7 protein-coding genes are annotated in these 12476 nt (G+C 69.3%); 3 read left to right on the top strand and 4 right to left on the bottom strand.

All coding sequences use genetic code 11. The annotated features are described in order from the left end of the window. Positions 1 to 658: 658 nt before the first annotated feature. Positions 659 to 1909, bottom strand: a complete 1251-nt coding sequence (locus tag EV148_RS10100) for an MFS transporter (RefSeq protein ID WP_131997443.1) — start codon at positions 1907 to 1909, stop codon at positions 659 to 661. A 72-nt stretch (positions 1910 to 1981) separates the two neighbouring features. On the opposite strand from EV148_RS10100, the gene EV148_RS10095 reads away from it, so the two are divergent. After that, positions 1982 to 2752 (top strand): AraC family transcriptional regulator, encoded by a 771-nt coding sequence (locus tag EV148_RS10095; protein WP_131997441.1) that lies wholly within the window; start codon positions 1982 to 1984, stop codon positions 2750 to 2752. 76 nt (positions 2753 to 2828) lie between these two features. Here the strand turns inward: EV148_RS10095 and hslO are convergent, their stop codons facing one another. The 3 genes from hslO to mfd form a co-directional block, all read right to left on the bottom strand. Further along, on the bottom strand, positions 2829 to 3713 hold the full coding sequence (gene hslO / locus EV148_RS10090; protein WP_131997438.1) for an Hsp33 family molecular chaperone HslO: 885 nt from the start codon (positions 3711 to 3713) through the stop codon (positions 2829 to 2831). A gap of 143 nt (positions 3714 to 3856) precedes the next feature. Further along, complete coding sequence (locus tag EV148_RS10085; protein ID WP_131997435.1) at positions 3857 to 4207, bottom strand: hypothetical protein; 351 nt, start codon at positions 4205 to 4207, stop codon at positions 3857 to 3859. A 235-nt stretch (positions 4208 to 4442) separates the two neighbouring features. Next, positions 4443 to 7931 carry a transcription-repair coupling factor gene (gene mfd / locus EV148_RS10080; protein ID WP_131997432.1) on the bottom strand — a complete coding sequence of 1163 codons (3489 nt, stop codon included), beginning with the start codon at positions 7929 to 7931 and terminating at the stop codon, positions 4443 to 4445. 257 nt (positions 7932 to 8188) lie between these two features. Here mfd and EV148_RS10075 point away from each other — a divergent pair, with 257 nt between their 5' ends. Both EV148_RS10075 and EV148_RS10070 read left to right on the top strand, forming a co-directional pair. After that, a complete protein-coding gene (locus EV148_RS10075; RefSeq protein ID WP_158287419.1) occupies positions 8189 to 9304 on the top strand; it encodes an efflux RND transporter periplasmic adaptor subunit in 1116 nt (371 codons plus the stop codon). Between the two features lie 13 nt (positions 9305 to 9317). After that, positions 9318 to 12449 carry an efflux RND transporter permease subunit gene (locus EV148_RS10070; RefSeq protein ID WP_131997426.1) on the top strand — a complete coding sequence of 1044 codons (3132 nt, stop codon included), beginning with the start codon at positions 9318 to 9320 and terminating at the stop codon, positions 12447 to 12449. Positions 12450 to 12476 lie beyond the last annotated feature (27 nt).

Raw genomic sequence — 12476 nt, 5'->3', positions numbered from 1 at the left:
CGCTTCGGCGGCACGCGCGTCGCGCGTACCGCCCTACGCGTGCGCGCAGGCCTTGTAGGGCGGGTCGAGCGCGCAGCGCGAGTCCCGCCGCATCCTTGCGACAAACCCGCGGCGCTTCGGCGGCACGCGCGTCGCGCGTACCGCCCTACACGTGCGCGCAGGCCTTGTAGGGCGGGTCGAGCGCGCAGCGCGAGTCCCGCCGCATCCCTGCGCCAAGCCCGCGGCGCTTCGGCGGCACGCGCGTCGCGCGTACCGCCCTGCGCGTGCGCGCAGGCCTTGTAGGGCGGGTCGAGCGCGCAGCGCGAGTCCCGCCGCATCCCTGCGCCAAGCCCGCGGCGCTTCGGCGGCACGCGCGTCGCGCGTACCGCCCTACACGTGCGCGCAGGCCGTCGCGAGCAACGGATCAGGACCTTGTAGGGCGGGTCGAGCGCGCAGCGCGAGTCCCGCCGCATCCTTGCGACAAACCCGTGGCGCTTCGGCGGCACGCGCGTCGCGCGTACCGCCCTGCGCGTGCGCGCAGGCCTTGTAGGGCGGGTCGAGCGCGCAGCGCGAGTCCCGCCGCATCCTTGCGACAAACCCGCGGCGCTTCGGCGGCACGCGCGTCGCGCGTACCGCCCTGCGCGTGCGCGCAGGCCATCGCGAGCAACGAATCGAACCCTCACGCCTTCACGCGCGGATTGGGCAGGAACCACGCGAACAACCCGAGCGCGGGCAACCACGCGCAGATGCCGTAAACCGCCTCGATGCCGATGTGGTCGGCGAGTTCGCCGAGCACGGCTGCGCCGAGGCCGCCCATGCCGAACGCGAAGCCGAAGAACAGGCCGGCGATGACGCCGGTGCGGCCGGGCACGAGTTCCTGCGCGTAAACGATGATCGCCGAGAACGCGGACGACAGGACCAGGCCGATCACGATCGTGAGCACGGTGGTCCAGAACAGGTTCGCGTGTGGCAGCAGCAGGGTGAACGGCAAGACGCCGAGGATCGAGCCCCAGATCACGTAGCGCCGGCCGATGCGGTCGCCGACCGGCCCGCCGACGAGGGTGCCGGCCGCGACCGCGCCGAGGAACGCGAACAGGTGCAACTGCGCGCCTTGCGCGCCGAGATGGAATTTCTGCATCAGGTAGAACGTGTAGTAGCTGCTGATGCTCGCGAGGTAGAAATACTTCGAGAAGATCAGCACGCCGAGCACGAGCAGGGTCGCCACCACCGTGCGCCGCGGCAGGCGCACCGCGCGCTGTGCGGCGCCCGCGGCGCGATGCGCCGGTATCTGCACGCGGTACCAGCGGCCGATGCGCGCGAGCAGCGTGATCGCGACGAGCGCGGCGATCGCGAACCAGGCGACGCTGCCTTGCCCGCGCGGCATCACGATGAACGCGGCGAGCAGCGGTCCGCTCGCCGAGCCGACGTTGCCGCCGACCTGGAACAGCGATTGCGCGAGCCCGTGCTGGCCGCCCGAAGCCATGCGCGCGACGCGCGAGGACTCGGGATGGAACACCGACGAGCCCGACCCGATCAGCGCGGCCGACAGCAGCAGCACCGGGAACGTCGTCGCGTGCGAGAGCAGCAGCAGGCCGCCGAGGGTGAAGCCCATGCCGATCGCGAGCGAGTACGGCATCGGGTGCTTGTCGGTGTAGATGCCGACGAAGGGCTGCAGCAGCGACGCGGTGAGCTGGAAGGTCAGCGTGATGAGTCCGATCTGGCCGAAGTCGAGCGCGAACGATTGCTTGAGCAGCGGATAGATCGCCGGCAGCAACGACTGGATGAGGTCGTTGAGCAGGTGGCAGATGCTCAGCATCGCGAGGATCGGAAACGCGGTGCGGGCGGCGTCTTCGGCCGCGGCCGGCAGGGTTTCGGGTGGCGTCACCGGGGCGTCGGCGAACGCGCCGGAAGCAGGGGAGGGGTTGGACATGCGCGTATTGGACATCGCGGGGCGGCTGCCCGCATTATCGAATAGGTCACCGTCCCTTGCGATCGGGCCAACATGCGCAACGTCCACGCGAACCGGGCCGATACCCTGCCCGGGCCGATCGTCGCCACCGCCAACGAACTGCCGAGGAATCACCATGTGCGGCGGCACCGGCACTGGCGCTCGCAACTGCTCTATGCCGCGACCGGTGTCATGCTCGTCGGCACCGAAGCCGGGCGCTGGATCGTGCCGCCCGAACGCGCGGTGTGGATTCCGGCCGGCATGCAACACGAAGTGGATGCGCTCGCGCACGTGAGCACGCGCAGCATCTACGTCGATCCCGCGGTCGGCGCGGGCCTGCCCGCGGATTGCCGCGTCGTCGCGATCTCGCCGCTGCTGCGCGAATTGCTCATCGAAACCGCCGACCTGCCGCTGCCGTACCGCAAGGGCTCGCGCAGCGACCTCGTGTTCTCGCTGATCGTCGAGGAAATCCGCCGCGCACCGGTGCTGCCGCTCGACATCCCGTTCCCGGCCGACCAGCGCCTCGCTGCGCGCTGCCGCGCCTACCTCTCACAACCGTCGCCGCACGAGACGATCGACGACTGGTGCGCGGACCTCGCCTGGAGCCGACGCACGTTCACGCGCCGCTTCCGCTCGGAAACCGGCATCAGCTTCGCGCAGTGGCGCCGCCAGGCGGCGATCTTCGCCGCATTGCCTCGGCTCGCCGCCGGCGAGCCGATCACGACGATCGCGTTCGACCTCGGCTACGAGAGCGCGTCCGCGTTCGCGACGATGTTCCGCCGCGTGACCGGCTTCGCGCCGAGCCGTTACCTCGCCCCGTCCTGATCGAGTGCCAGCAGGTTGAGACGCAGGGCCTGCACGTCGCCGACATCCAGCTCCCGTTCGGTGAGAACGCCCGATATCAATGCCGCGTCGCCGCCGGCGGTACCGGATCGATGGTCCGGAACAGCTCGTCGACCTCGTTGTCGTCGAATACGTAGCGGCGGTTGCAGAATTCGCAGTGCACTTCGATCGTACCCTGCTCGGCGAGCGTCGCATCCGCTTCCTCGCGGCCGAGCGAGCGCAGCATCGCCTCGACGCGCTCGCGCGAGCAGGTGCAGGCGAACACGAGCGGCTGCGCCGCCTGCAGGCGCACGTCTTCCTCGTGGAACAGGCGCAGCAGCAGCACGTCGGGCGGCAGTTCGAGCAGTTCGCGCGGGGTCATCGTCGCGAGCAGGTGGCCGACGCGGTTCCAGCCGTCGTCGTCGGCCGCGCCCTGGCCACCTTCGCGCGCCACCTGCTGCAGCATGAGGCCGCCGCAGCGCCCGCCGCCCTCGGCGAGCACGATGCGCGTCGGCAATTGCTCCGAACGTTCGAAATAGGCCTCGAACGCCTGCGCGAGGTCGTCACCTTCGAGCGGCACCATGCCCTGGTAGCGCGTGTCGGTGATGCGGTTTTCGATCGTGATCGCGAGGCGTGATTCCGGCTCGAACCGGATCGGGGCGGTCGGCGGCGCGCCGTGCCAGCGCGCGATGCCGCGCACGCAACCGTCATGCGTGCACTCGGCGAACAGCAGGCGCAGCGCCCCGTTGCCTTGCAATTGCACGGACAGGCGACCGTCGAACTTGATTGAGCTGGTGAAGAGCGCGCTCGCCGCCACCGCCTGGCCGAGCAGTCCGCCGAGCGGGCCCGGATATTCGCCGTTGGAGCGCAGGTCGCGCCAGCCTTGCTCGAGGCGGACGAATGCGCCGCGGACGCCGGCTCGCTCGAGCTGGAAACGGTGCAGCAGGTCGTTGGGCGACTTCATCGCGGGCCTGCCGGGGTTGCGCGCCGTTCGTTCACTGCCGTGCTCCATGCCTTCATCGCGGAAAGTCTAGCGGTGCCCGAGCAGGGCAGGCAATGAAACGCCGGCGGCCCGGAGGCCGCCGGCGCTGCGGTCGCGGTGGTGCGTCAATCGTCGTCGTGATCGTGGTTCTTGTAATGCGCGATCACCCACTCGTTGCGCTCGTACGGCTTCTCGGTGTCGAGTTCGATGTTGACGCCGCCGCGCGTGATGTACGTACGGTAGGTTTCCGGCAACTCGCTGGCCGAACGCCAGTCGTTGCCTTCGCGCCAGTAGTACACCTTGGTCTCGGGGGCGAAGTAGATGTCGTGGTCGCGATAGTAGACGTAGCGATGGTGGCCCTTCGTGACCGTCGTGGTCGTCGTGGTCTCCGTCGTCTCGGTCTGCTGGGCGACCGCCGGCAGCGCGGTCAGGGCGATCGTCGCGGTCGCAATGATCAAGCTGGAACGAAGGTTCATGGCGTATCCTCGTTGTGGCAATCGGAAGGAACATCGGCGGAAAGAAAACGCCGTCGTCCGTCGAACGAGGCTACGCGGCGCCGCTGAACCGCCGCGTTGCCATGAATGAACGGGACAGTGGGCATTCACCCGTTTGGAGGCGATCGCGATACGCCGCGCGTCATGCCGGAGTTCAAAGCGTCGTTCAGCTGCTCGAACGGTGCTTCGGTCGCGCCCGGTGGCAAAGCGTGGATGCCTACGCGGCGATGCGCGCACCCAGCGCGCGCAGCAGGTCCTGCGCCGCGCGCAATCGCTCGGTCGCGCCTTCGAGCGGCAGCTTGAAGCGCAGCTTGTCCTGGCCGTCGAGCGCGTACACGCGCGGCTGCGACTGGATCAGGCGGATCACCGTGAGCGGTTCGACCGCGGGGTTCGGGCGGAAGATCACGCGGCCACCGCTGGCGCCGAGTTCGAGCTTGCGGATGCCGAGCGGCGTTGCGGCGAGCTTGAGCGCGGTCACCGCGAACAGCTGCTTGACCGGATCGGGCAGCAGGCCGAAGCGGTCGACCATCTCTACCTGCAGCTCGCGCAATGCGTCCTCGTCGCGCGCACTGGCGATGCGCTTGTACAAGGTCAGGCGCGTGTTGACGTCGGGGAGGTAATCGTCCGGGATCAGTGCGGGCAGGTGCAGCTCGATCTCGGTTTCGTGCTCGCTGGTGAGGTCGAAATCCGGCACCTTGCCCTGGCGCAACGCGCGCACCGCGCGATCGAGCATCTCGGTGTAGAGCGAGAAGCCGACTTCCTCGATCTGCCCGCTCTGTTCCTCGCCGAGCAGTTCGCCCGCGCCGCGGATCTCGAGGTCGTGGGTGGCAAGCGTGAAACCGGCGCCGAGTTCGTCGAGCGAGGCGAGCGCCTCGAGGCGCTTCTCCGCGTCGGCGGTGATCGAACGCCCCTCGGGGATCATGAGGTAGGCGTAGGCGCGATGGTGCGAGCGGCCGACGCGGCCGCGCAGCTGGTGCAGCTGGGCCAGACCGAAGCGGTCGGCGCGGTTGATGATGATCGTGTTGGCGCTCGGCACGTCGATGCCCGATTCGATGATCGTCGTCGCGACGAGCACGTTGAAGCGCTGCCGGTAGAAGTCGAGCATGATGAGCTCGAGTTCGCGATCCGGCATCTGGCCGTGCGCGTAGCGGATGCGCGCATCGGGCATGAGCTCGGCGAGTTCGCGCGCCGTCTTCTCGATCGTCTCGACGTCGTTGTGCAGGAAGTAGACCTGGCCGCCGCGCGCGTGTTCGCGCTGCATCGCCTCGCGGATCAGCGCGGTGTCGTACGGGCTGATGAACGTCTGCACGGCGAGGCGGTGCGCGGGCGGCGTCGCGATGATCGACAGGTCGCGCAGCCCGGCCATCGCCATGTTGAGCGTGCGCGGGATCGGCGTCGCGGTGAGCGTGAGCAGGTCGACTTCGGCGCGCAGCTTCTTCAGCGCTTCCTTCTGGCGCACGCCGAAGCGCTGCTCTTCGTCGATGATGACGAGGCCGAGGTCCTTGAAGCGCACGTCGGGCTGCACCAGCTTGTGCGTGCCGATCATCACGTCGATGCGACCGTCGGCGAGCTTCTCCAGCGCCGCGTCGATCTCCTTCTTCGACTTGAAGCGCGACAGCACTTCCACGCGGATCGGCCAGTCGGCGAAGCGGTCGCGGAAATTCTGGAAGTGCTGCTGGGCGAGAAGGGTCGTCGGCGCGAGCACGGCGACCTGCTTGCCCGCGGTGGCGGCCGCGAAGGCGGCGCGCAGCGCAACCTCGGTCTTGCCGAAGCCGACGTCGCCGCAGACGACGCGGTCCATCGGCCTGGCCGCCGCGAGGTCGGCGAGCACGGCTTCGATCGCGGTGGCCTGGTCGGGCGTTTCCTCGAACGGGAACGCGGCGCCGAACTGCTCGTTGAGCTCGCGGTCGATCGCGAGCGCGGTGCCCTGGCGAGCCTCGCGCTGCGCGTAGATCGCGAGCAGCTCGGCGGCGACATCGCGCACCTTCTGCGCGGCCTTCTTCTTCGCGCGCTCCCAGGCGTCCCCGCCGAGCGCGTGCAATGGCGCGAGTTCGGGGGCCGTGCCCGAGTAGCGCGAGACGAGGTGCAGCTGCGCCACCGGCACGTACAGCTTGTCGCCCTTGGCGTACTCGATCGCGAGGAACTCCGACGGCTCCTCGCCGAACTGCGCGCGACCGCCGACGTCGAGCTTGACCAGGCCCTGGTAGCGGCCGACGCCGTGGTCGATGTGCACGATCGGCGCGCCCGGCACGAGCTCGGACAGGTCGCGCAGCACCTGCTCGGGATCGCGAGCGGCGCGCTTGCGCCGACGCACCTGCTGCACGCGTTCGCCGTGCAGTTCGCGTTCGGTGAGCACGGTGATCGCCGGCTCGGTGAGGGCGAAGCCCTGCTCGAGCGGCGCGGCGGTGATGCCGAAGCGGTTGCCGTCGCCGATGAACTCGCGCCAGCCGGCGTACGACTGCGGGCGCAGGCGCGCCACGGCGAGCTGCTCGATCAGCGCCTCGCGGCGTCCGGCCGAATCGGCGGCGATGAGCACGCGGCCGGGATACGCGGCGACGAAGCGCCGCAGCGCCTCGGCCGGTTCCTCGCCCTTGCGCGCGAGCGGCAGCATCGGCGCCGGCTGCGTACCGAGGTCGACGGCGTGGCGTTCGGCCGCGCCGCCGTCGGGGGTCGCGTCGCCGGACACGATGTCGACGCGCAGCGCGCCATTCAGGCGCTCGCGCAGCTGCTGCGTGGTCAGGTACAGCTCGGCCGGCGGCAGCACCGGGCGCTCGACGTCGTGCGCGCGCTGCGCGTAGCGCTCGCCGGTCTGCGTCCAGAACGTGTCGGCCGCGTCGAGCGCGCCTTCGCCGAGTACGAACAGCGCGCCGTCGGCGAGGTAGTCGAACAGCGTTTCGGTCCTGGCGAAGAACAGCGGCAGGTAGTACTCGATGCCGGCCGGCGTCGCGCCTTCCTTGATGTCCTGGTACAGCGGGCAGCGGCGCGGATCGATCGGGAAGCGCTCGCGCAGCGTATTGCGGAACGCCTTCGCCGACTCCTCGGTGAGCGGGAATTCGCGCGCGGGCAGCAGGCGCACCGCGTCGACCTTGTGGTCCGAGCGTTGCGTCTCCGGATCGAACGTGCGGATCGATTCGATCTCGTCGTCGAACAGCTCGATGCGATACGGCGCCGGGCTGCCCATCGGGTAGATGTCGAGCAGCGCGCCGCGCACGGCGAAGTCGCCCGGCTCCTGCACCTGCGGCACGTTGCGGTAGCCGGCGGCCTCGAGGCGGCGTTGTTCGTTCGCGATGTCGAGCTTCTGGCGCAGCTCGAGCACGAGGCTCGAGCCGCCGACGTAGCCACGCGGCGCGAGGCGTTGCATGAGCGTGGCGACCGGCACGACGAGCACGCCGCGCGCGAGTGTCGGCAGGCGGTAAAGCGCGGCGACGCGCTGCGAGACGATGTCCGGGTGCGGCGAGAACAGGTCGTAGGGCAGGGTCTCCCAGTCGGGGAACTGCAGCACCTCGACGTCGCTGCCGGCGAACACCGCGAGTTCGGCCTCCAGTGCGTGCGCCGCGTGGGTGTCGCGCGCGACCGCCACGACGAGTCCCGCGTGCGTGCGCGCCGTTTCGGCGAGCGCGAGTGCGAACGCGGAGCCGTGCGGCGCCTTCCAGGAGCGTCGCTGGCGGGACGAGGTCGGCAGGCTGGGCTGGATCAGTCGGGTCATGCGGGCATCGGCGGGTGCGTCCGCCGTGAACGGCAGCGGCGCAGGAATCGCGCATTCTATCAGGGCGGCACGGCAGGGCCCCGTGCGGATCGCCCCGTCGGCGCGACATGATGTCGACCGGCGGCATGTCAAGCACGCGCCGCACGCGCGGGCCGATCGTCACATGGGGTCTTTACCTTGCATTTACCGGCATGCCGGGAACCCCGGCACGCCGATCGGTGACAATAGCGCGCATCGAATGGAGGAGTGGACGACGAATGGACGGGTGGCAGTTCCCGCAACGCGCCGCGAAGCTCGCCGGCACGGTGCTCGCGTGCGGGCTCGCGGCCGCGTGTTCACGCGACCATGCGCCGCCGCAGCCAGCGCCTGCGCCCGTCGTGGTCGTCGCCGCGGCGACGCGCGACATGCCCGTGCTCGCCAATGCGCCCGGCAACGTCGAGGCGATCAACAGCGTCGCGGTGAAATCCCTCGTCGACGGGCAGCTGCTCGAATCCTTCGTCAAGGACGGCGCCGACGTGAGCGCGGGCCAGCTGCTGTTCCGCATCGACCCGCGCCCCGCGCAGGCGGCCCTGCAGCAGGCGTTGGCCCAGCAGGCGAAGGACCAGGCGACGCTGGCGCAGGCGCGCTCGCAGGTGAAGCGCTACGAGGATCTCGCGGCGAAGGGCTATCTCTCGGCCGACCAGATGGAACAGTACCGCACCAATCTCGAAGCCGCGCGCGCGAGCGTGAAGGTCGACGAGGCGAACGTCGCGGCCGCGCGCGTCGCGCTGTCCTATACCGACATCCATGCGCCGCTGGCGGGCCGCATCGGCCGCATCCTGATCCAGCCCGGCAACGTGGTGAAGGCGAACGACACCAATCCGCTCGTCACGATCAACCAGATCGAGCCGATCTACGTGAATTTCTCGCTGCCGTCCGCGCTGCTCGGCCGCGTGCAGGCCGCGCAGAAGGCCGCGCCGCTGATCGCCCGTGCCAGCGTGGTCGGCATCGACGAGCCGGTCGAGGGCAAGGTCGCGTTCATCGACAACGCGGTCGACACGAGCACGGGCACGGTGCGCCTGCGTGCCGAGTTCCCGAATACGGGGCACGTGCTGTGGCCGGGCCAGCTGGTCGGCGTGAGCCTCACGATCGGCCATGATCCGGACGCGATCGTCGTGCCGGCACGGGCGGTGCAGAACGGCCCCGACGGCGCTTACGTGTTCGTCGTGCACAGCGACCAGACCGCCGAACAGCGCAGTGTCGGCGTCGCGCGCGTGGTCGCCGGCGAGGCGGTGATCGAGCGCGGGCTCGCCGCCGGCGAGACGGTCGTCGTCGATGGCCAGTCGCGTGTCGAGGACAAGGCGGCGGTGAAGGTCATGCCGGCCTCGGGCTGACGGGAGCTGGGCGATGAGCGTCTCCGAAGTCTTCGTGCGCCGGCCGGTCATGACCACGCTGGTCATGGTCGGCATTCTCGTATTCGGCATCGTCGGCTACCGTCTGCTGCCGGTCGCTGCCTTGCCCAATGTCGACTTCCCGACCATCCAGGTGTCGGCGAGCCTGCCGGGCGCATCGCCCGAGACGATGGCGTCGGCGGTGGCGACGCCACTCGAGAAGCAGTTCTCGACCATTCCCGCGATCGATTCGATGACCTCGTCGAGCGCGCTCGGCTCGACCAGCATCACCTTGCAGTTCGCGCTCGACCGCAACATCGATGCCGCCGCGCAGGACGTGCAGGCGGCGATCTCCGCCGCGCTGCGCCAGCTGCCGACGCAGATGACGACGCCGCCGACGTTCCGCAAGGTGAACCCGGCCGACTCGCCGGTGTTCTACGTCGGATTCACCTCCAAGACGCTGCGCCTGTCGACGCTCGACGAGTATGCCGAGAACACGCTCGCCCAGCGCATCTCGACCGTGACCGGTGTCGCCCAGGTCAACGTCTACGGTTCGCAGAAGTACGCCGTGCGCGTCGATCTCGATCCTGACGCGCTGTCGACGCGCGGCCTCGGCATCGATACCGTCGCGAATGCGGTCGGCAAGGGCAACGTGAACCTGCCGACCGGCACGTTGTACGGGCCCAACCGCATCTACAACGTGATGGTCGACGGCCAGCTGTACGACGCGGCCGCGTTCGGCGATCTCATCGTCACGTACCAGAACGGCGCGCCGGTGCGCCTCAAGGACGTCGCCAAGGTCTACGACGGCGTGCAGAACGACAAGGGCGGCGCGCTCATCGACGGCGAGCAGGGCGTCGTGCTGGCCATCCAGAAGCAGCCGGGCACGAACACGATCCAGGTCGTCGAAGACATCAAGAAGATGCTGCCCGCCTTCCAGCGCAGCCTGCCGGCGGGCGCCGAACTGCGGGTGATCTACGATCGCTCGCAGAGCATCCGCGAGTCGGTGGCCGACGTGAAGTTCAGCCTGGTGCTCGCGCTCTGCCTCGTCGTGCTCGTGATCTTCGTGTTCCTGCGCAACCTGCAGGCGACGCTGATCCCGTCGCTGGCCCTGCCGATGTCGATCGTCGGCACGTTCGCGGTCATGTATGCGCTCGATTTCAGCATCGACAACCTGTCGCTCATGGCGCTGACGCTCGCGGTCGGCTTCGTCGTCGACGACGCGATCGTCATGCTCGAGAACATCTCGCGCCACCTCGAGATGGGCAAGGACCGCCTGCGCGCGACGCTCGACGGGGCGAAGGAGATCGGCTTCACGATCGTCTCGATGACCCTGTCGCTCGCCGCGGTGTTCATCCCGGTCGTGTTCATGGGTGGCCTCATCGGTCGCCTGCTCAAGGAGTTCGCGATCACCATCGTCGCGGCCGTGCTCGTGTCGGGTTTCGTCAGCCTCAGCCTGACGCCGATGCTGTGCAGCCGCATGCTCAAGCCACTGCACGGCGGCACGCACGGGCGGCTGTACCAGGCCTGCGAGCGCGCGTTCGACGCGATGCAGTCGGCCTACGCGCGCACCTTGCGCGCGAGCGTGCGGCATCGCTTCGTCGTGCTGCTGACGTTCTTCGCGCTCGTGGTCGCGACCGGGCTCCTCGCCGTGCGCATGCCGAAGGGGTTCCTGCCCAACGACGACACCGGCCAGCTGTTCGTGTTCACCCAGGCCGCGCAGGACATCGGTTTCGACGCGATGCTGGAGAAGCAGCGCAAGGCGGCGGACATCCTGCGCGGCAATCCCAACGTCGCCGGCGTCATGGCCTTCGTCGGCGCGGGCGGCAGCAGCGCCACGCTCAATCTCGGCCGCATGATCGTCAACCTCAAGCCGCCGCACGAGCGCAAGAGCGCGGACGAGGTCGTGCAGGAGATCCGGCCGTTGCTGCAGGGCATCCCGGGCCTGCAGGCGTTCGCGCAGAACCTGCCGCTGATCCGCATCGGCGGGCGCCTGACCAACAGCACCTACCAGTTCGTGCTGCAGGACACCGACACCAGGCGCCTGTTCGAATGGACGCCCAGGCTCGTCACGGCGCTGTCGAAACTGCCGGGCTTCCTCGACGTCAGCAGCGACATGCTGGTCGCCAATCCGCAGCTCGACGTGACGATCGACCGCGACGCCGCGGCCGCCTACGGCGTCACGCCCGACGCGATCGAGAACGCGCTCTATTACGCCTTCGGCCCGGCGCAGGTGTCGACGATCTACACGCCGACCGACCAGTTCTGGGTGCTGCTGCAGGTGGATCCGGCGCGCCAGGCCGATACGTCGGTGCTGTCGTCGATCTACGTGACACCGACGCTGCCGCCGAAGGCGAGCGCGGGCGACGCGACGGCGACGCCGTCGGGCCAGCTCGTGCCGCTGTCGGCGGTCACGCACACGGGCCAGTCGGTCGGCCCGGCGACGATCAACCATCTCGGCCAGGTGCCGGCGGTCACCGTCTCGTTCAACCTCGCACCCGGGATGTCTCTCAGCGATGCGGTGGCCGGCGTCGACCGCGCGGTCGCGCAGCTGCACCTGCCCGACACGATCAGCGCATCGTTCCAGGGCACCGCGCAGCAGTTCCAGGATTCGCTGTCGGGCATGGGCATATTGCTGCTGCTCGCGGTATTCGTGATCTACCTCGTGCTCGGCATCCTCTACGAGAGCTTCATCCACCCGCTGACGATCCTCTCCGGCCTGCCGACGGCGGTGTTCGGCGCGCTGCTCACGCTGATGGTGTTCGGCAAGGACCTCGACCTCTACGGCGCGGTCGGCCTCATCATGCTGATCGGCATCGTCAAGAAGAACGCGATCATGATGATCGATTTCGCGCTCGAGAAGCAGCGCGAGGGCGAGGAGCCCGAGCGCGCGATCGTCGACGCCTGCGTGATCCGCTTCCGTCCGATCATGATGACGACGTTCGCCGCGCTGATGGGCACCCTGCCGATCGCGCTCGGCTTCGGCGCCGGTGCCGAGGCGCGCCGGCCGCTAGGCCTCGCGGTCGTCGGCGGCCTCGTGACCTCGCAATTGCTGACGCTCTACATCACGCCGGTCATCTACCTCTACTTCGAGCGGCTGCAGCAGCGACTCCGTCGCCGCCGGCGCGCGGCCGCACCGGCCGCGTGACGCGGCCGGGCGCGACCACCCGGTCGC

Source organism: Dokdonella fugitiva (assembly GCF_004342425.1).
Taxonomy (GTDB): Bacteria; Pseudomonadota; Gammaproteobacteria; order Xanthomonadales; family Rhodanobacteraceae; genus Dokdonella_A; species Dokdonella_A fugitiva.
Note: the sequence above shows the minus strand (reverse complement) of the source record. Positions and strands in the feature narration are given on the sequence as shown.

Coding starts and splice junctions, on each gene's coding strand:
- EV148_RS10100 (WP_131997443.1), bottom strand. CDS start 1,909: ATGTCCAACCCCTCCCCTGCTTCCGGCGCGTTCGCCGACGCCCCGGTG.
- EV148_RS10095 (WP_131997441.1), top strand. CDS start 1,982: ATGCGCAACGTCCACGCGAACCGGGCCGATACCCTGCCCGGGCCGATC.
- hslO (WP_131997438.1), bottom strand. CDS start 3,713: ATGAAGTCGCCCAACGACCTGCTGCACCGTTTCCAGCTCGAGCGAGCC.
- EV148_RS10085 (WP_131997435.1), bottom strand. CDS start 4,207: ATGAACCTTCGTTCCAGCTTGATCATTGCGACCGCGACGATCGCCCTG.
- mfd (WP_131997432.1), bottom strand. CDS start 7,931: ATGACCCGACTGATCCAGCCCAGCCTGCCGACCTCGTCCCGCCAGCGA.
- EV148_RS10075 (WP_158287419.1), top strand. CDS start 8,189: ATGGACGGGTGGCAGTTCCCGCAACGCGCCGCGAAGCTCGCCGGCACG.
- EV148_RS10070 (WP_131997426.1), top strand. CDS start 9,318: ATGAGCGTCTCCGAAGTCTTCGTGCGCCGGCCGGTCATGACCACGCTG.